We start from the raw sequence: 17623 nt of genomic DNA on the forward strand, positions 1-17623 counted from the left end.
CGGGGGGTGCCCAGCGGGGTGGAGATGGCGCCGATCCTGCCGTTGCTGACCGACTCCCCCGACCAGATCTCCGCGACGGTGCGGCGGGTGGCGGCGGCGGAGGCGGTCAGCCTGACGCCGCGGGTGCTGCGGCTGCCGCCGGGGGCGCGGGAGTGGTACATGGCGTGGGTGGGTGAGCATCATCCGGGGCTGGTGGCCCGGTACGGGGAGTTGTACGCCGCGGGGGCGGAGGCCGATCCGGTGTACGTGCGGGCGGTGGTGGGGCAGGTGCTGCAGGTGGCCGCCCGTTACGGTCTGAGCCCGACGCGGCCGGAGCAGCCGTTGCCGCTGGCGCTTCCGGCGCCGACGCAGATCAGCCTGTTGTGAGGTGGCCGCGCCGTGGCGGCGCGGCCTCGCCGGAGGGGCGGGTGGTCAGGCCTTGAGGGCGCTGCCCTTGCGCCACTCCTTGAACGGCATCTGCCAAAAGCCCCAGCCGTTGTTCCACTCCAGTTGCCGGGTGGTGCCGGTGATGGTGATCACGTCGCCGCGCTGGACCTGGTCGTAGAACCATTTGGCCTGGTCGGGGCGGGCGTTGACGCAGCCGTGGCTGACGTTCTGGCGGCCCTGGGCCCAGACGTTGTTGAGGGCGTGGACGTATTCGCCGCTGTTGGAGAAGCGCACCGCGTGGTTGATCATCAGGTCGTAGTAGCCGGGGTCGCCCTTCTTGCGGCCCGGGGAGATCATCCGTTCGGGGTTGGCCTTGCCCATGGTGAGGTGGACGCCGCTGGTGGTGGTGTACTCGCGGGTGTCGCCCTTGCCCGCGCTGATCAGCATGGTCTGCACGACCTTGCCGTCGCGTCTGACGATCATCTTGTGCTTGCGGGTGTCGACGACGGAGATCTGGGCGGCGCCGATGCGGATGACCTTGGTGAGGTTCTTGACGCCGTACATGTCCTTGCCGCCGCGGACGCCCTTGATGCGGGCGGTGAAGGTGACCTTCTGGTGGGCGGGCCAGTACTTGGCGGTGCGGTAGATCACGGTGGTGTCGTTGATCCACCGCCAGGCGCCGGGGACGGGTTTCTCCGCCTTGACCTCCAGGGCCTTCTCCACGGCGGCCTTGTTGGCGACCTGCTGGTTGAAGGTGACGATGATCGGCGCCCCCACGCCGACCTTCTCGCCCTTGATGGCCGGGGTGACGTCGGCGACGGCCAGTTCCACCTTCGGTTTGAGTGTGGTGAAGGTGCTGGTGGCGGTGGTGCCGTCCACGGTGCGGACGGAGACGTCGTAGGTGCTGGAGGGTTCCATGGGCACGGTGGAGGTCCACTTGGTGCGCTGGGCGTCGAAGTCGCCTTCGAGTTTGTGGCTGCCGCTTTGCACGGTGACCTCCTCCAGGGCGCCGCCGTCGGCGGTGACGACGACCTTGCGGTCGGGCCGTACGGCGGCGCCGCCCTGGGCGGGGCTGATCCTGATGGTGGGGGCGGCGGGTGTGGGGGTGGCCGTCTCGCCGCCGGGGGTGCCTGCGGCGCCGGGTGCCGCCGGGGTGCCGCCGGAGCAGGAGGTGGCCAGCAGGGCGGCGGCCAGGCCCAGTGCGGCCAGCGGTTTCCTCAGGTCACGGCGTTCCATGTTCAGCACAGCTCTCTCCCCCAACCGCAAAGTGCGTCTAAAAACTCTAATAGGTGACGCTGGAGCACTATGCACGGTTCGTGAGAGTTGAATCACATTTAGGTTACTTTCGGTGACGGGGGCGGCCGTTCCGGCCGGTTCGTGCCTCACCCGGGCGGGTGAGGCACGGTGTTCACCGGATGTTCGTGAGAAGGCTCACAGCGCCGTTCCGGGCGCGGCGGGGGCCTTGACCGGGTGGAAGGCGCGGCGCAGGGCGTACATCAGGTCGTCCTGCATCCGGCGGGAGACCTGGGCGTCGGGGACCCAGGAGCAGCCGTGGAAGGTCCCCGGGTACATGTGCAGGCCGACCGGGACCCCGGCCTGCACGAGTCTGGCGGCGTAGGCCAGGCCCTCGTCGCGCAGCGGGTCGAACTCGCACACCACCACGTACGCCGGGGGAAGCCCCGACAGGTCCTCGGCCCTGGCCGGGGCGGCGTAGATCGGGACGTCGTCGCCGCCGGGCCGGTGGGCCCGGCCGAGGTAGTAGTCCCAGCTGATCTCGGCCTTGTCGCGGCTCCAGCCGGGGGTGTCGACGAAGGCGCGCATGGAGGGGGTGTCCAGGCGGTCGTCGAGTTCGGGGATGCCGAGGTACTGCAGGCACAGCGCGGGGCCGCCGCGGTCCCTGGCCAGCAGCGCGACCGCGGCCGACAGGCCGCCGCCCGCGCTCTCCCCGCCCACGGCGATCCGCGCCGGGTCGACGCCGAGTTCCGCCGCGTTCTGCGCGGTCCACACCAGCGCGGCGTAGCAGTCCTCGACGCCGGCGGGGTAGGGGTCCTGCGGGGCGAGGCGGTAGTCGACGGAGACCGACACCACGCCCATGGTCTCGGCCAGGGAGGCCAGCAGCGCGTCGCCCATCTCGATCTGGCCCACGATGAAGCCGCCGCCGTGGATGAAGACCATCGCCGGGGCCGGTTCGGCCGAGCGCTCGCGCGGGGCGTACAGGCGCACCCGTACCGGCCCGCCGGGGCCGGGGATGTGGCGGTCCTCGACCGTCACGGTGTCGGGGAAGCCGCCGGGCATCGAGCTGAAGAACTCCTTGAGGACCTGCCGGGAGGTCACCGTGTCACGAAGGTCGTGCTCGGGCAGCAGGTCGGCGGTGAACGGAGCGAGCTCGGGGTCGAATCCGTAGGGCATCAGGGGGCTCTCCTCAGATCGGGTCGGCCCCATGATGCCCGGCGCCGGCGCGGCCGGGCCGGGCGCGGGCGGTGACTTGGACACGCACGCGCATGAACGGATGCGTGACGTCCAAGTCACCGCCCGCCGGGCCCCGCGGGAGGGCCGCCCGGGGTCAGGGTGAGCGCAGGCGGTGGGTGAGGCTGGTGTGGCGGCGCCCGGCGCCGCGGGTGCGCACCGCCTGGGCCAGTGCGCGGCGGGAGCCGACGATGACGACGAGTCTCTTGGCGCGGGTGATCGCGGTGTAGAGCAGGTTGCGCTGCAGCATCATCCAGGCGCTGGTGGCCAGCGGGATGACCACCGCGGGGTATTCGCTGCCCTGGGAGCGGTGGATGGAGACCGCGTAGGCGTGGGCGAGTTCGTCGAGTTCGTCGAAGGCGTACTCGACGTTCTCCTCCTCGTCGGTCAGCACGGTCAGCCTGTGGTCGTCGGGCCTGATGTCGACCACGGTGCCGACGGTGCCGTTGAACACCCCGGCGGCGCCCTTGTCGTAGTTGTTGCGCAGCTGGGTGACCTTGTCGCCGACCCGGAAGACGCGCCCGCCGTAGCGGCGTTCCGGCATGCCCTCCCTGGAGGGGGTCAGGGCCTCCTGCAGCACGGTGTTGAGGTTGCCCGCCCCGGCGGCGCCCCGGTGCATCGGCGCCAGGACCTGCACGTCGCGGCGCGGGTTGAGGCCGAATCTGCGGGGGATGCGGCTGGCCACCACGTCGACCGTCAGCGCCGCGATCTTCTCGGGTTCCTCGCAGGGGAACAGGAAGAAGTCCTTCATGCCCTCCAGGGCCGGGGGCAGGCCGGTGTTGACGCGGTGGGCGTTGGTGACCACGCCCGACTCCTGGGCCTGGCGGAAGATGTGCGTCAGCCGTACGCGGGGGATCTGCTCCTGGGCGGCCAGCAGGTCGCGCAGGACCTCGCCGGCGCCGACGGAGGGAAGCTGGTCGACGTCGCCGACGAACAGCAGGTGGGTGCCGGGGGCGACGGCCTTGACCAGTTTGTTGGCCAGCAGCAGGTCCAGCATGGAGGACTCGTCGACCACGACGAGGTCGGCGTCCAGGGGGTTGTCGCGGTCGAAGGTGGCCTCGCCGCCGGGGCGCAGCTGCAGCAGCCGGTGCACGGTGGTCGCCTCGTGGCCGGTCAGCTCCGACAGGCGTTTGGCGGCCCTGCCGGTGGGGGCGGCCAGGATGACCTTGGCCTTCTTGGCGCGGGCCAGGGTGACGATGGAGCGGACGGTGAAGCTCTTGCCGCAGCCGGGGCCGCCGGTCAGCACCGCGACCTTCTCGCTCAGCGCCAGCCGTACGGCCTGGGCCTGCTCTTCGGCCAGGTCGGCGCCGGTCTGTTTGCGCAGCCAGGTCAGGGCGGTGTCCCACTCGACGGTCTTGAAGGCCTCCAGCCGGTCGTGGCCGGAGTTCAGCAGGGCGCGCAGCGCGCCGGCCAGGGACAGTTCGGCGCGGTGGAAGGGGACGAGGTAGACGGCGGGGACGACGGTGTCACCGGCCGGGATCTCCTCGCGGACCACGCCCTCCTCGGCGACGAGCTCCTCCAGGCACTGGACGGTCAGCTCCGCGGGGACCTGGAGGATCTTGACGGCGTCGGCGACGAGGTTGGGGGCGGGCAGGTAGCAGTGGCCGTCGTCGGCGGCCTGGGACAGGGTGTAGCGCAGCCCGGCCTTGACGCGTTCGGGGCTGTCGTGCGGGATGCCGACGGCCTGGGCGATGGTGTCGGCGGTCTTGAAGCCGATCCCCCACACGTCGTCGGCCAGCCGGTACGGCTGGCTCCTGACGACGGTGATGGAGGCCTCGCCGTACTGCTTGAAGATCCGCACGGCGATGGAGGTGGTCACCCCGACGCCCTGCAGGAAGATCATCACCTCTTTGATGATCTTCTGTTCCTCCCAGGCGGCGGCGATCATCTTGGTTCGTTTGGGGCCGAGGCCGGGGACCTCGACCAGTCGTTCGGGGACGGTCTCGATGATGTCGAGGGTGTCGGTCCCGAAGTGGGCGACGATCCGCTCGGCCATCTTCGGCCCGATGCCCTTGATCAGGCCGGAGCCCAGGTAGCGCTGGATGCCCTGCACGGTGGCGGGCAGCACGGTGGCGTAGGACCACACCTCGAACTGCCTGCCGTAGCGGGGGTGGGTGCTCCAGCGGCCGGTCAGGCGCAGCGACTCCCCCGGCTGGGCGCCCAGCAGCGGCCCGACGACGGTCAGCAGGTCGTTTCCCGACCGTTCGGTGGCGACCCTGGCGATGGTGTAGCCGGTCTCCTCGTTGGCGTAGGTGATCCGTTCGAGGACTCCGGAGATGCTGGTGCCGGGGGGTGCGGAACCGTCCTCGCGTGCCACCGGTGACCTCCCTGCCGAATGTCGCCCCCAGCGTAGGAGTGAACGCGGTTGATCGGCAATTTCGGTTCCGGGTGGTGCCTCACCGGGGGGTGAGGGTCCTGCCGATCCGGTCGAACAGGGATTGCAGGCCGTCCTTGTCGGTGCTGAGGGTCAGGATGCAGGTCCTGCCCGAGGAGGAGGAGCGGGTGTAGTACTGGGTGCCTCTGATGTCGATGCCGCGGGAGGGCAGCCGGTAGACCACCCGCACGGCGGTGCCGTCGTCGATCGGAACCTCGCCCGCCTGGGAGATCGTGGCGCCGAGCTGGCCCAGTTGCCGTTTGACGTCGGCGACGATCTGGTCGGCGGGCACGTCCGGGCTCTCCTGGCAGAAGGCGTTGAGGTTGGTGGCGAAGCGGTTGGGGGAGGTCGCGGCGGAGGTGCGGTCGGAGGCCCAGACCGCCTTGTTGGCCACCAGCGGGCGCAGGCTTCGCCTGGCCTGTTCCAGGGCCTCGCCGGACAGGCCGATGGAGGTGAGGCTCTTGTCGAGGTCGTCCCTGGACAGGTCGAGGGCGACCCAGTCCTGCGGGACGGCGACGGTGAGCCCGTTGGCGGGGCCGCCGATGCGTGTGAAGCCCTGCGGCGCGGTGCCGGGCGGTACGGCGGGCCGCGCCGTCGTGGATGTCGCCGTGGGCGTCACCGGGGGTGTCGCCGTGGCCGGGGTGGTGGGGGGCGCCGGGGTCGCGGCGAGCGCGCCGCAGGCCACGGCCCCGGCGGAGGCCCAGAGGGCCACCCGGACGGACGGCCGGGTCACGGCTCCTCCTCCAGGAGGGCGTCGGTGACGCCGGGCGGGCTGATGAGCAGCGCCCCGTTCCAGCCGGCGCGGCGGGCGCCCGCCTGGTAGGCGCTGTCGAGGAAGTCGAGCACGGTGGCCACCGGGTCGTCGTGGGCGCGCGCGTCGTCGTAGCGCAGCACCGCCAGGTGGCTGCCCCGCTGCGGCAGCCAGGCCGCCTGCTCGGGCCGCAGCGGTTCCCCGGCCAGGCCCTCGGGTTCGGGGGCGGTGTAGGAGTAGAAGGCGGGCCAGGGCATCGCCTCGTCGCCGAACCAGAAGCCGCTGCTGATCACCTCGCGGGAGTAGGCCTCCCGGGTGACGGGGTCGGCCTGGGGCTGGGGGCCCGCCGGGCGGCCGGAGAAGCGGGTCACGGCGATGTCGAAGGTGTGCCAGAAGTGGTGGACCGGGCTGACCTTGCCGCAGAAGCCCGCCGCGAAGCGGTCCAGCACCAGGCCGACCTGGGTCAGGACGCGCCAGTAGCGGTTGACCAGCGCCGGGTCGTAGTCGGCGTGCTTGGCGTCCTGGGCGAAGGGGGTGGCGTCGGTGAGGCCGAACGGTTCGGCCTCGATGCGGGTGGTGACGCCCAGGCCCTCCAGCACCTCGAACAGGGTCCGGTAGAAGGAGGCGACCGAGTGGCCGACGAGGCTGAACGTCACGCCGCGTCCGTCCAGGCGGTTGACGGCCAGGGTGTGGGCGACGAAGTCGAAGTCGATCGTGAAGACCGGAGCGCCGCCGAACCCTCCGGAGGGGCGGGTGGTGATGCCCCGCCCGGTCAGGTGGAAGGGCACGTTCCACCAGTGGTTGTGGCGGGTGCTCTCGGCGAGCCGTACCTTGCCGACGATCTGGGTGAACCGGTGCAGGGTCTCCTTGGTGCTCTCCCACTCCTGCAGTGGCATGGCGGGAAACCACTCGGTCGTGTCCATCGCTGCCCCCTCGGCGCGGGGCCGGCCGGTCCCGCATCCCTCTCAGCCATCACACTAAAAGTAGTCATATCATGACTTATAGTGATCATAGGGTGGGGAGGGGTCCCCGGCCGCACCGCGGCGGCCGGCGGATGATCCGGGGGACGGCCCACGGGCGGCCCCGGACGAGCGCCGCGGGCTCGTTCTCGCGGGTGCCGCCGGGGCTCCCGGGCACTAGCCTGAGCACACACGTCGTGTCGGGGAGGTATCAGTCTGATGTCGCCGCTTCTGGAGAGTACGGCTCGGGCGCTGCTGCGCAGGGTCGCGGTCGAGCAGGCCGAGTCGCGGCTGCCGTCCCTGGCGGCGGCCGTGGTGCGCGACGGGAGCCTGGCCTGGTTCGGCTCGCGCGGCCTGGTGGGCGAGGAGGCCCCCTCCCGCGACACCCAGTACCGGATCGGCTCGATCACCAAGAGCATGGTGGCCGTCGTGGTCATGCGGCTGCGCGACGAGGGCCGCGTCGACCTGCTCGACCCGATCGGCAAGCACGTGCCGGGCACGCCCGTCGGGGAGGTGACCGTCGCGCAGCTGCTCTCGCACACCGGCGGGCTGACCGCCGAGCCGCCGGGGCAGTGGTGGGAGCGCACCCCGGGCGTGCCGGTCGAGGAGCTCATCGCCCGTCTCGGCCCGCAGACCTCCCGCCACCGGCCCGGCCGCCGTTTCCACTACTCCAACCTCGGTTTCGCCCTGCTGGGCGAGCTCGTCGCCAGGCAGCGCGGGACGGACTGGGCGCGGGCCGTGCGCGCGGAGGTGCTGCAGCCGCTGGGCATGGACCGCACCACCACCCGGCCGAGCGCCCCGCACGCCCACGGCTACGCCGTCCACCCGTGGGCCGACGTCCTGCTGCCCGAGCCCGAGCACGACGCGCTCGCCATGGCCCCGGCGGGGCAGTTCTGGTCCACCGCCGCCGACCTGGCCCGGTGGGCGGCGTTCGTCGCCGGGGACACCGGCGGTGTGCTGGACCCGGCGACGGTCGCCGAGATGCGCGAGCCCGCGATCGTCGACGACGGCGACGCCTGGACCGGCGGGTTCGGGCTGGGCCTGCAGCTGGCCCGCGCGGGCGGGCGGCGCCTGGCCGGGCACACCGGTTCCATGCCGGGCTTTTTGGCCACCGTGTGGGCCGACCCGGGCGACCGCACCGGGGTGCTGTTCCTGACCAACTCCACCTCGGGGATGAGCCGTACGTTCCTGGGCGAGATGCTGGCCGTCCTGGACGAGCACGAGCCGCGCATGCCCGCCGAGTGGCGGCCCTCGGCGGCCGAGGCGGGCCTGCTGGAGCTGACCGGGCCGTGGTACTGGGGGCCGAGCGCCTACGCGCTGCGGCTGCTGCCCGATCGGGGCCTGTCGCTGGCCCCGATCGGCGCCGCGGGGCGGGCCTCGCGCTTCGTCGCCCAGGACGACGGGACCTGGCTCGGCCTGGACGGCTACTACGCCGGGGAGCGGCTCAGCGTGGTGCGCGGCGCCGACGGGTCGGTCAGCCACCTCGACCTCAACACCTTCGTGTTCACCCGCACCCCCTACGACCCGGCGGCCGAGGTGCCCGGCGGGGTCGACGAGGGAGGCTGGCGGGGCTGACGGGCCCCGCCGTACGGCCGCCGGCGCTTTGACGGCAAATATTGTCGGTGAGAGGGTTGGGGCATGCTGGAAGTGGCGGTGATCGAGGACCCGGCGGCGGCCGAGGCGTCCCTTGACCCGGTGCGGGGGCGGTTGCTGGCGGAGTTGTCGCAGCCGGCGTCGGCCACGATGCTGGCCGCCCGGCTGGGCCTGCCCCGGCAGAAGGTCAACTACCACCTGCGGGCCCTGGAGCGGCACGGGCTGATCGAGCTGGTCGAGGAGCGCCGCAAGGGCAACATGACCGAGCGGGTGATGCGGGCGACGGCGGCCTCCTACGTCATCTCCCCGCTGGCGCTGGCCGCGGTGCAGCCCGACCCGGACCGCTCCCCCGACGCGTTGTCGGCCCGTTGGCTGCTGGCGGTCGCCGCCCGGCTGGTCCGTGAGGTCGGCGAGCTCATCGGCGGCGCGGCCCAGGCCCGTAAACGGCTGGCGACCCTGACCATCGACGGCCACGTCCGTTTCGCCTCGGCGGCCCAGCGCGCCGCCTTCGCCGAGGTGCTCGCCGCCGCCGTCGGCGCCCTCGTCGGCAAGTACCACGACGAGGACGCCCCCGGCGGGCGTGAGCACCGGCTCATCGTCGCCGTCCACCCCAGTCCCGACGCCCGGGCCCCGGGGGCGCCGGGCCGTAAGGAGCCGTGATGGGCCACGAGTTCGAGGTGCGCAGGCAGGTCGAGCTGGCGGCCGACCCCGAGGAGGTCTGGCAGGCCATCGCCACCGGGCCCGGGGTCGACTCCTGGTTCATGGGGCGCAGCCAGATCGAACCCCGGCAGGGCGGTTCGACGCGGCTGACCGTCGGCGGCGCCGTCGAGGAGGCGACCATCACCTCCTGGGAGCCGCCCGGCCGGTTCGCCTACCGCACCGGCCGGGGCGAGGACGGGACGTTCATGGCGTTCGAGTGGCTCGTCGAGGGCCGCGACAGGGGCTCCACCGTGCTCAGGCTGGTGCACGAGGGCTTCCTGGAGGGCGATTGGGAGAGCGAGTACGAGGCCATGCAGTCCGGCTGGGACATGTACCTGCACACCCTGGCCGCCTATCTGAGGCACTTTCCCGGCCTCAGGGGCACACCGGTCTCGGCGCTCAAGGTGGGGGCCGCGGGTCCCGAGCGGGCGTGGGCCGCCCTGACCGGCGCGCTCGGGCTGCCCGCGACGGCCGCCGTGGGTGAGCCGGTGAGCGTCGCCCCCGAGGGGCTCGCGCCGATCGAGGGCGTGCTCGACTACGCCGACCCGTTCTCCTGCCTGGGGGTGCGCACCGGCGACGCGCTGTACCGGTTCCTCCACTCGGGGGAACGCAGGGGCGACGCGGTGTTCCTGGCCCACCACGTCTACTCCGGCGGCGCAGGTGAGCAGGAGCTGGGGCGGGCCTGGCAGGCCTGGCTGGAGCGGCTGTTTCCGGCATCCTGAGGCGCGGGAGGGTCAGAAGGGAGTGGGGGTGACCCGCCTGAGGAAGACGACGCCGTCGATTCCGCCGAGGCGGGCCGGGTCGAGCGGGAAGTAGGCGAAGTCGCGGGAGCGGCGCGGCCCGGAGCCGGCGGCGGTGACGGTTTCGGCCAGGCGGCGGGCGTCCAGGAGGCAGCGTTCCCACGGCAGCGCGGACAGGGCGCCCTCGACGGTGTCCGGGGGCGGGACGTCCTCGCCGACCGTGCCGAAGGCCGAGGCCAGGAAGGCGTACCGGTCGCCCAGGCGCGCCGCGGTGATGGCCCCCGCGCCCCACCACCGCAGCGTCCGCTCGCCGAACGGCATCAGGCTTTCGCCGCGCTGCAGGTGGAGGTTGCTGGCGTAGACCAGGGCCGGGCCGTGTTCGGCGACGGCGCTCAGGTTGGCGGCCATCATCGCGTCCCGCAGCGCCGACAGGCGGCCCCAGCGGTGCGGGGAGTCCTCGGCCATCCCGTGGTGGTAGCGCAGCAGGCCGACGGCGGTGCGCCCGTACAGCTCCGCCCGCCACCTGTCGCGGGGGTTCAGCCGCGGGACCTGCGTCTCCAGCAGCGCCACCAGGTCGTCGGCGATCACGCGCAGCCGCAGGGCCTCGGCGGAGCGGCCGATCGACCGGGAGGGGTCCGTGGCCGTGGCCTCGTCGGACCACCGCTCGTCCGGGCCCAGCAGTTCCTCAAGGGTCTGGCGGGTCACGACCGTACGGGCGGGCGGGTCCTCCAGCAGGTCGTACAGGGCGGTGAGCGCCTGGCGCGGGCTCGCCGCCCAGTACTCCAGGGGGCCGTCGAAGCCGAAGAAGCGAAGCTTGTCGTCGTGCTTGTCGTTGTGGGAGCGCATCCAGCGCACGAGTTCGCGGTTGGCCTCCAGGGCGCCGAAGCCGTGGCTGAAGCCGCGCCGCATGACGTCGTCGAGGGTGCCCTCTCCCCTCGTGACGTAGTCGTCGACCAGCAGGCCCATGAGGCAGTCGCTCTCGATGGCGAAGCAGCGGTAGCCCTCGTGCTCGGCCAGGTGCCGGAAGATCTCGTTGCGTGCGCTGCCCAGGTCCTCCACCAGATGCCTGGCCTCGCCCAGGCCGAGCAGCAGGGGGCGGGCGGGAAGCGAGCGCAGCAGGGCCGACACGCCCGCGCCGTCGAGCGGCCAGGCGGTTTCCTTGATGTCCATTCCCTCAACGGTATCGTTGAACATCCGGTGTAAACTTTTCGCGGAAAATCCGGTGTCCGTCTTGGTGGACCTTCAAACGGTGGTGCGTTCATGAGGCCGGTCGACCTGGCGCGTGAGCACGGCCTGTCCGCCCAGGCGGTCAGGAACTACGAGCAGGACGGGGTGTTGCCGGCCGCCGGGCGCACCGTTCACGGCTACCGCGTCTACACGCCGTTGCACGCGCGGGCGCTGCGTGCCTTCCTGGCCCTGGTGCCCGGGCACGGCCACCGGACGGCGACGTCGGTGATGCGGGCGGTCAACCGGGGCGCGCTCGAGGAGGCGTTGCGGCTGCTCGACGACAGTCACGCCCAGTCGCTTGAGGACCGCCGCACCCTCCAGGCGGTCGAGGTCGCGCTCGGTGACCTGGTGCCCGTGCCGCAGGAGCGCGGCGACGTCTTCATCGGTCCTCTGGCCGGCAGGCTCGGCGTGCGCCCGGCCACGCTGCGCAAGTGGGAGAAGGCCGGGCTGGTGCGGCCGCGCCGCGACCCGAAGACGGGGTACCGGGTGTACGGCGCGGCCGAGGTGCGGGATGTGCGGCTGGCCCACCAGCTCAGGAGGGGCGGCTACCCGCTGGAGCGGATCGCCCCGCTGATCGCCCAGGTCCGTGCCGCCGGGGGTGTCGTCCCGCTGGAGTCGGCCCTGGGTGAGTGGCGGGCGCGGTTGGCGGCCCGGGGCCGCGCCATGCTCGCGGGCGCCGCGGCCCTGGACGCCTACCTCCGCGACCTCGAACCCTGAGGCGTCTTCGCGCCCCGGTTCAGCTCCGCGTGGCGACGCCCGGGTCGTCCTGGGTGAGGCGCACCGTGTCGAGGTAGTCGGCGATGGCGTCCCGGTTACGGGTCAGGGACTGGATGCGCTCGGTCATCCGGTCGCGCTCGTGCTCCAGTGTGGCGATCATCTCCGGGGTCGCGTCGGAGAAGTGGATGATCCTGGGCCTGTCCAGGCAGGGCAGGATCTGCTTGATGATCCGGGTCGGCAGCCCCGCGTCCAGCAGGCCCCTGATCTGCATGACCCGGTCCACCAGGCGCTCGTCGTAGGCGCGGTAGCCGTTGGCGCAGCGCTCGGGCAGGAGCAGCCCCTGCTCCTCGTAGTAACGCAGCAGCCTGCGGGGCGTGCCGGTACGCTCGGCCAGCTCTCCGATCCGCATGTGCCCTACCTCACACCCTGTCACGTTGACCTTCACATCAATGTGATGGTTTGAACATACGCAACGTGCGAAACCACACCACACGATCAGCCGGGCCCGTCGCGGGAGCCGGCGATCAGAGACTACCCCTGCCCGCTCTGGCCGCGTTGGCCACGGCCGCCTTCGTCACCGTCCTGACCGAGGCCCTGCCCGCGGGTGTGCTGCCCGCGATGGGCGCCGACCTCGGGGTCGGCGAGTCCGCGATGGGACAGGCGGTGACGATCTACGCGATCGGTACGGCGGTCGCGGCGATCCCCCTCACCGCGGCCACGGCCGGATGGCGGCGCAAACGCCTGCTGCTGACCGGGGTCGCGGGCTTCGCCGTCGCCAACACGGTCACCGCCGCCTCGCCGTACTTCGCGCTGAGCCTGGCGGGCCGGTTCGTCGCCGGAGTGGCCGCGGGCCTGGTGTGGGCGCTGCTGGCGGGCTACGCCGGCCACCTCGCACCCGCCCGCCTGCGGGGCAAGGCCATCGCGGTCGTCATGACCGGCATCCCGCTCGCCCTGTCCCTGGGCGTGCCCGCGGGAACCTTCCTGGGCGGCTTCCTCGGCTGGCGGGCCGCCTTCTCCGCGATCACCGTGATCGCCGCCGTCCTGCTGGCGTGGATCGCCGTGGCGGTCCCCGACCGGCCGGGACGGCGGCACCGGGACCGGCACCCGATCCTGCCGACCCTCAGGATCGCCGGCGTGGTGCCGATCCTGTTCGTGACGCTGGTCATGGTGCTGGCCCACACCATCCTCTACACCTACATCGCCACCTTCCTGCGGCGGTCCGGCATGGGCGGCTCCGTCGACCTCGTGCTGCTGGTCTTCGGCGCCGCCTCCATGGTGAGCATCTGGATCGTCGGCGCCCACATCGACCGCAGGCCACGGCTCCTCATCGTCGCGGCCAGCGTCCTGTTCTCCGTGGCGGCGGCCGTCCTGGCCGTGCGGGGCGCCGATCCCGCGCTGGTCTACCCGGCGGTGACGCTGTGGGGGCTCGGCTTCGGCGGCGCCCCGACTCTGCTGCAGACCGCCGTGGCCGTGGCGGCGGGCCAGGCGGCCGACACCGCGCAGGCCATGCTCGTCACCCTGTGGAACGCGGCCATGGCGGCGGGCGGGGTCGCCGGGGCGGTCCTGCTCGGACTGCTGGGCCCCGGCTCCTTCCCGTGGAGCGTCCTGGCCCTGCTGGTCCCGGTGCTGGCCGTCGTGATCGGCGCCCGCACCGGCGGCTTCCCCGCCGTGAGGCGGGGCGCCCCCCGCTGAGGGCGCCCGGCTCACCTGCCCGCCAGATGACGCAGATAGGCCTCCCGGTCGAGCGGGTCGCCGCCGGCGCGCGGACGCGCGGGCGGGCGCCCGCTCACCGGCCGGTCCCCGCCGGGGGCCGACCACCACACCCCCTCACCGTGCGAGAGTCCGGGCAGTTCACGCTGGAACACGTGGACGGCCCCGGCCGGGATCTCCCCCTCCACCGACCAGGCCGCCTCCCGGGCCGCCGACCTGTGCAGCCGCGCCCCCAGCGCGGCCAGCCGGGCGGTGACCGGGCCGAGCGCCTCGGCGGGGATCTCCAGCTCGAAGGAGTGACACGGCTCGTAGACCCGGGTCCCGGCCAGGCGCAGCGCGCCCATGAGGACCAGCGGGGTCAGGCCGCGGAAGTCGGCCGCCGTGCTGACCGGCCCGCCGAAGCCGCTGTGGGTCAGCGTGACGGCGCAGTCGGTGACTGGCCAGCCGTACAGGCCCTGCCCCAGGGTCTCGTGCACGCTCTCCTCGATCGCCCGGTCGAAGGCGGCCGGAAGCGCGCCCAGCTCGACCTCGCGCCGGAACCTCACCCCGGAGCCCGGCGCGCCCGGCTCGACCCGCAGCCCGACCGTCGCCCAGAAGTCGGGCACCCCGCGCCGGTGGTTCATCTCCTCCAAGAGCGCCCCGGTCCCCGCGGGCCGCTCGGTGTACACCGGCGTCGAGGGCTCGAAGACGGCCCCGGCCCCGAACTCGCGCTCCAGCCTGGCCGCGATGACCTCCTTCTGCACCTCCCCGTACAGCAGCAGCGAGGTCGCCCCGTCCGGTGTGAGGCGCGCCTGGATCAGCGGGTCCTCATCCGCCAGGCGCACCAGCGCGGCGCGCAGCCGGGCCGCCTGGTTCCGTCGCGGCGGCCGTACGAGCGTCTCCAGGCTCGGCGGCGGGAAGCAGGCGTCGGCGGAGCCGGGCGGCAGCGGGCCGATCAGGTCGCCGACACGGACCCCCGACAGTCCGCGCACCCTGGCGATGTCGCCCGCCCTGTCCGGGTCGCCGCCGGAGGAGGCCGCGCCGGGCGCGACGACCCGCAGGGCGGTGATCTGCTCGGTGCGCTCGGCCGTGCCGCCGCCCGGCTCGCGGCGCCGGTAGGTGACGCGCTCGCGGACGCGCAGCTCGCCCGAGCGCAGCCGCAGGTAGGCGACCCGCTCCCCGCGGGGCCCCGGCTCGATCGCGAAGACCGTCCCCCGCGCCTGGCCGCCCGCCGGGGGCGGCACCGGCAGGTAGCGGCGGATTCCCTCGACGAGGCCGCCGACGCCCTGGCCGCCCAGCGCCGACCCGAAGAACACCGGGTACAGCACGGCCGCCGCGCTCTGCCGGGCCACCGCCGCCTCAAGCCGCGCCGCCCCGGGGGTGCGGCCCGCGACGAGGTCTTCGAGCAGTTCCTCGTCGTGCTCGGCGAGGATCTCCGCCGCCCGCGCGTCGTGCGGCGGCGCAGGCCTCACCCGCACGCCCGCCGTACCGGCGTCCTCGACCGACGCCATGGGCAGCAGGTACGGCCACAGCGTGCGGCGCATCCGCTCGAGCAGCTCCTGCGGGCGGGCGCCGGGGCGGTCGACCTTGTTGACGAAGATCAGGGTGGGCAGCTTCAGCCCGCGCAGGACGCGCATCAGGACCCGGGTGTGCGCCTGCACCCCCTCGACGGCCGACAGCAGCAGCACCGCGCCGTCGAGCACGCCGAGCGCGCGCTCGACCTCGGCGACGAAGTCCGCGTGTCCCGGCGTGTCGATCAGGTTGACCTGCAGGTCGCCGACCCGGAAGGGGGCGACCGCGGAACGGATGGTGATGCCTCGGCTGCGCTCGATGTCGCCGCTGTCGGTCTGGGTGCTTCCCTCATCGACGCTGCCCAGGCGCCCGATGGCCCCGGTGTCGAAGAGGAGACGTTCGGTCAGGCTGGTCTTACCGGCGTCCACATGGGCGAGAAGACCGATGTTCACGGTGGGCATGCTGGGAGAAGTCCTCGAAAACTCTCGTCCGGAAAAGGGGCTGAGATGTTCCGAAGACTCGCCGCATTGCTTCTCCCCGATCGGTGTGCCGGACCGCCTCATGATGCCACCCGGGCGTCCGGGACGCGCAACCGGATTTCCGGCCTCCAGCAGACCGGTGCCGCGCGTCCGCGGCGGGCAGGGCTCTGGCGCGCGTCACCGGCCGGGCGCGGAGCACGTCACGGCACATATGAATTGAGGCGAGGTGATTCGCCTTGTTATGGTGAGGACATGGCTTTCCTCTTCTTCGTCTGAGTCCGGGCACGGCCGACGCCGCCGTCTCTGCCGCCCGTGGACCCTTCGTACGATCAGGGAAAGTCATATGCGCGACCGCGCCCATACCGTCCTGCCCGCTGCCGTGGCGCAGCTGTCCGTCAGGAACGTCACCAAGTGCTACGGCACCCGGACCGTCCTCGACCAGGTCTCCTTCACCGTCCGGCCGGGTGAGAAGGCCGCCGTCGTCGGTGAGAACGGCTCCGGCAAGTCCACCCTGCTGCGGCTGCTCGCCGCGGCGGAGCCGCCGGACGCCGGGCAGGTCACCGTCGCCTTCCCCGGAGGCGTCGGACACCTCGCCCAGACCCTCGGCCTCGACGCGGCCCGCACCGTGCAGGACGCCGTCGACCTCGCCCTGGCCGAACTGCGCGACATGGAGCGAAGGCTCCGCGCCGCGGAGGAGTCGCTCGCCGGCGCCTCGGAGGAGGAACTCGCCGCGTACGGCGAGCTGCTCGTCGCGTACGAGCGACGCAGCGGATACGCGGCGGACGCCCGGGCGGACGCCGCGATGCACGGGCTCGGCCTCGCCCGGATCACCCGGCTGCGCCCGCTCGGCTCGCTGTCCGGCGGTGAGCGGTCCCGGCTCGCGCTCGCCTGCGTCCTGGCCGCCGCCCCCGAACTGCTGCTCCTGGACGAACCGACGAACCACCTCGACGCGGCGGCCGTGCACTGGCTGGAGGAGCACCTGCGCGCCCACCGCGGCACCGTCGTCGCGGTCACCCACGACCGTGGCTTCCTGGAGCGCATCGCCACCACGATCCTTGAGGTCGACCGGGACGAGCGCGCCGTGCACCGCTACGGCGACGGCTGGGCCGGCTACCGCGCCGCGAAGGCCGCCGCCCGGCATGGCGCGCAGCAGCGGTACACCGACTGGGTGCAGGAGGTGGCCCGCGCGGAGGAACTGCTCAGGGCCGCGGGCAGGAGGCTGGCCGTCACCGGGCGCGACCCGAAGCAGGGCTTCGGCAAGTACCGCCGCTCCAGCGAGGCGAAGCTCGGCGGGCAGGTGCGCTCGGTGCGGGAGCGCCTGGACCGGCTGCGGCGCGACCCGGTGGCCAGGCCGCCGGCACCGCTTCGTTTCACGACGGCGCCGCCGACGGTGGACGGCGGCCCGGCGCAGGGCCCCCTCGCCGAGCTCGACGGCGTGCGGGTCGGGGAACGCCTGCGCCTGGACGGGCTCCTGACGATCACGCCCGGACAGCGGCTGCTGGTCACGGGAGACAACGGCGCGGGCAAGACGACGCTGCTGCGGGTCCTGGCGGGCGACCTGACGCCGGACGCGGGCACGGTACACCGGCCCGCCCGGATCGCCTACCTCGCCCAGGAACCGCCCGCGCACACCACACGGCTGACGCTGCTCGCCGCGTTCGCCGCGGGACGGCCCGGGCCGCCGGACGAGCACGCCGAACGGCTCCTGTCCCTGGGCCTGTTCCGTGAGGAGGACCTGCACGTCCCGGTCGCCGCCCTGTCGGCGGGGCAGCGGCGGCGGTTGCAGATCGCGACCCTGGTGACCCGGCCCGCGGACCTTCTCGTCCTCGACGAACCGACCAACCACATCGCACTCGACCTGGTCGAGGACCTTCAGGCCGCGCTCGCGGCGTACCCGGGGGCGGTGGTCGCGGTCTCGCACGACCGGGGCTTCCGTGCGCGCTTCGAAGCCGAGCGGCTGGAACTGCACGCCGGCCGCAGGCGCTGACCCGGCCCGGCCTGCTTCCATCCTGAATCGCCTGACATCCGTCAACGCACCGAAACAAGGGATT

At 73.0% G+C, this 17623-nt stretch carries 14 protein-coding genes and 1 pseudogene; 7 read left to right on the forward strand and 8 right to left on the reverse strand.

The genetic code is table 11. The annotated features are described in order from the left end of the window. A pseudogene (locus tag ACFOYY_RS09460) lies at window positions 1–366 on the forward strand (radical SAM protein); the annotation flags it as partial. Between the two features lie 45 nt (window positions 367–411). On the opposite strand, the gene ACFOYY_RS09465 reads toward ACFOYY_RS09460, so the two are convergent. From ACFOYY_RS09465 to ACFOYY_RS09485, 5 genes are all read right to left on the reverse strand, one after another. After that, complete coding sequence (locus ACFOYY_RS09465; protein ID WP_352012708.1) at window positions 412–1602, reverse strand: L,D-transpeptidase; 1191 nt, start codon at window positions 1600–1602, stop codon at window positions 412–414. A 195-nt stretch (window positions 1603–1797) separates the two neighbouring features. After that, window positions 1798–2775 (reverse strand): alpha/beta hydrolase, encoded by a 978-nt coding sequence (locus ACFOYY_RS09470; protein ID WP_386189359.1) that lies wholly within the window; start codon window positions 2773–2775, stop codon window positions 1798–1800. Window positions 2776–2929: 154 nt separating this feature from the next. Beyond that, window positions 2930–5149 carry an SF1B family DNA helicase RecD2 gene (gene recD2, locus ACFOYY_RS09475; protein WP_386189361.1) on the reverse strand — a complete coding sequence of 740 codons (2220 nt, stop codon included), beginning with the start codon at window positions 5147–5149 and terminating at the stop codon, window positions 2930–2932. Window positions 5150–5228: 79 nt separating this feature from the next. Further along, window positions 5229–5939 carry a hypothetical protein gene (locus ACFOYY_RS09480; protein WP_386189363.1) on the reverse strand — a complete coding sequence of 237 codons (711 nt, stop codon included), beginning with the start codon at window positions 5937–5939 and terminating at the stop codon, window positions 5229–5231. After that, window positions 5936–6880, reverse strand: a complete 945-nt coding sequence (locus tag ACFOYY_RS09485) for a DUF5996 family protein (RefSeq protein ID WP_352012492.1) — start codon at window positions 6878–6880, stop codon at window positions 5936–5938. The genes ACFOYY_RS09480 and ACFOYY_RS09485 overlap by 4 nt, the downstream gene beginning before the upstream one ends. A gap of 255 nt (window positions 6881–7135) precedes the next feature. Here ACFOYY_RS09485 and ACFOYY_RS09490 point away from each other — a divergent pair, with 255 nt between their 5' ends. From ACFOYY_RS09490 to ACFOYY_RS09500, 3 genes are all read left to right on the forward strand, one after another. Then, entirely contained in the window at window positions 7136–8491 is a 1356-nt protein-coding gene (locus tag ACFOYY_RS09490) for a serine hydrolase domain-containing protein (RefSeq protein WP_362781417.1), read from the forward strand. A 63-nt stretch (window positions 8492–8554) separates the two neighbouring features. Beyond that, a complete protein-coding gene (locus ACFOYY_RS09495; RefSeq protein ID WP_386189366.1) occupies window positions 8555–9169 on the forward strand; it encodes an ArsR/SmtB family transcription factor in 615 nt (204 codons plus the stop codon). Beyond that, window positions 9169–9930: an SRPBCC family protein gene (locus tag ACFOYY_RS09500; protein ID WP_386189368.1), complete on the forward strand. Its 762-nt coding sequence runs from the start codon at window positions 9169–9171 to the stop codon at window positions 9928–9930. Before ACFOYY_RS09495 ends, ACFOYY_RS09500 begins: the two co-directional genes overlap by 1 nt. A 12-nt stretch (window positions 9931–9942) precedes the next feature. Here ACFOYY_RS09500 and ACFOYY_RS09505 read toward each other — a convergent pair whose 3' ends face one another. Then, window positions 9943–11118, reverse strand: coding sequence for an erythromycin esterase family protein (locus ACFOYY_RS09505; protein WP_386189370.1), 1176 nt, complete (start codon window positions 11116–11118; stop codon window positions 9943–9945). 90 nt (window positions 11119–11208) lie between these two features. Between ACFOYY_RS09505 and ACFOYY_RS09510 the strand changes: the two genes are divergently transcribed. Then, window positions 11209–11892 (forward strand): MerR family transcriptional regulator, encoded by a 684-nt coding sequence (locus ACFOYY_RS09510; RefSeq protein WP_362781422.1) that lies wholly within the window; start codon window positions 11209–11211, stop codon window positions 11890–11892. Window positions 11893–11911: 19 nt separating this feature from the next. Here ACFOYY_RS09510 and ACFOYY_RS09515 read toward each other — a convergent pair whose 3' ends face one another. Then, complete coding sequence (locus ACFOYY_RS09515) at window positions 11912–12301, reverse strand: MerR family transcriptional regulator (protein ID WP_386189372.1); 390 nt, start codon at window positions 12299–12301, stop codon at window positions 11912–11914. Between the two features lie 65 nt (window positions 12302–12366). Here ACFOYY_RS09515 and ACFOYY_RS09520 point away from each other — a divergent pair, with 65 nt between their 5' ends. Continuing rightward, window positions 12367–13584 (forward strand): MFS transporter, encoded by a 1218-nt coding sequence (locus ACFOYY_RS09520; RefSeq protein ID WP_386189374.1) that lies wholly within the window; start codon window positions 12367–12369, stop codon window positions 13582–13584. An 11-nt stretch (window positions 13585–13595) separates the two neighbouring features. Here ACFOYY_RS09520 and ACFOYY_RS09525 read toward each other — a convergent pair whose 3' ends face one another. Beyond that, the gene (locus tag ACFOYY_RS09525) at window positions 13596–15554 is read right to left on the reverse strand and encodes a GTP-binding protein (RefSeq protein WP_386189376.1); all 1959 of its coding nucleotides are present in this window, start codon (window positions 15552–15554) and stop codon (window positions 13596–13598) included. A gap of 361 nt (window positions 15555–15915) precedes the next feature. Here ACFOYY_RS09525 and abc-f point away from each other — a divergent pair, with 361 nt between their 5' ends. Further along, entirely contained in the window at window positions 15916–17559 is a 1644-nt protein-coding gene (gene abc-f, locus ACFOYY_RS09530) for a ribosomal protection-like ABC-F family protein (protein ID WP_386189378.1), read from the forward strand. Window positions 17560–17623: the final 64 nt, after the last annotated feature.

The sequence above is a fragment of the Streptosporangium jomthongense genome, assembly GCF_042650425.1.
GTDB lineage: Bacteria > Actinomycetota > Actinomycetes > Streptosporangiales > Streptosporangiaceae > Streptosporangium.

Coding starts and splice junctions, on each gene's coding strand:
- ACFOYY_RS09505 (WP_386189370.1), bottom strand. CDS start 11,118: ATGGACATCAAGGAAACCGCCTGGCCGCTCGACGGCGCGGGCGTGTCG.
- ACFOYY_RS09515 (WP_386189372.1), bottom strand. CDS start 12,301: ATGCGGATCGGAGAGCTGGCCGAGCGTACCGGCACGCCCCGCAGGCTG.
- ACFOYY_RS09465 (WP_352012708.1), bottom strand. CDS start 1,602: ATGGAACGCCGTGACCTGAGGAAACCGCTGGCCGCACTGGGCCTGGCC.
- ACFOYY_RS09495 (WP_386189366.1), top strand. CDS start 8,555: ATGCTGGAAGTGGCGGTGATCGAGGACCCGGCGGCGGCCGAGGCGTCC.
- ACFOYY_RS09490 (WP_362781417.1), top strand. CDS start 7,136: ATGTCGCCGCTTCTGGAGAGTACGGCTCGGGCGCTGCTGCGCAGGGTC.
- ACFOYY_RS09510 (WP_362781422.1), top strand. CDS start 11,209: ATGAGGCCGGTCGACCTGGCGCGTGAGCACGGCCTGTCCGCCCAGGCG.
- ACFOYY_RS09525 (WP_386189376.1), bottom strand. CDS start 15,554: ATGCCCACCGTGAACATCGGTCTTCTCGCCCATGTGGACGCCGGTAAG.
- ACFOYY_RS09470 (WP_386189359.1), bottom strand. CDS start 2,775: ATGCCCTACGGATTCGACCCCGAGCTCGCTCCGTTCACCGCCGACCTG.
- abc-f (WP_386189378.1), top strand. CDS start 15,916: ATGCGCGACCGCGCCCATACCGTCCTGCCCGCTGCCGTGGCGCAGCTG.
- ACFOYY_RS09485 (WP_352012492.1), bottom strand. CDS start 6,880: ATGGACACGACCGAGTGGTTTCCCGCCATGCCACTGCAGGAGTGGGAG.
- ACFOYY_RS09500 (WP_386189368.1), top strand. CDS start 9,169: ATGGGCCACGAGTTCGAGGTGCGCAGGCAGGTCGAGCTGGCGGCCGAC.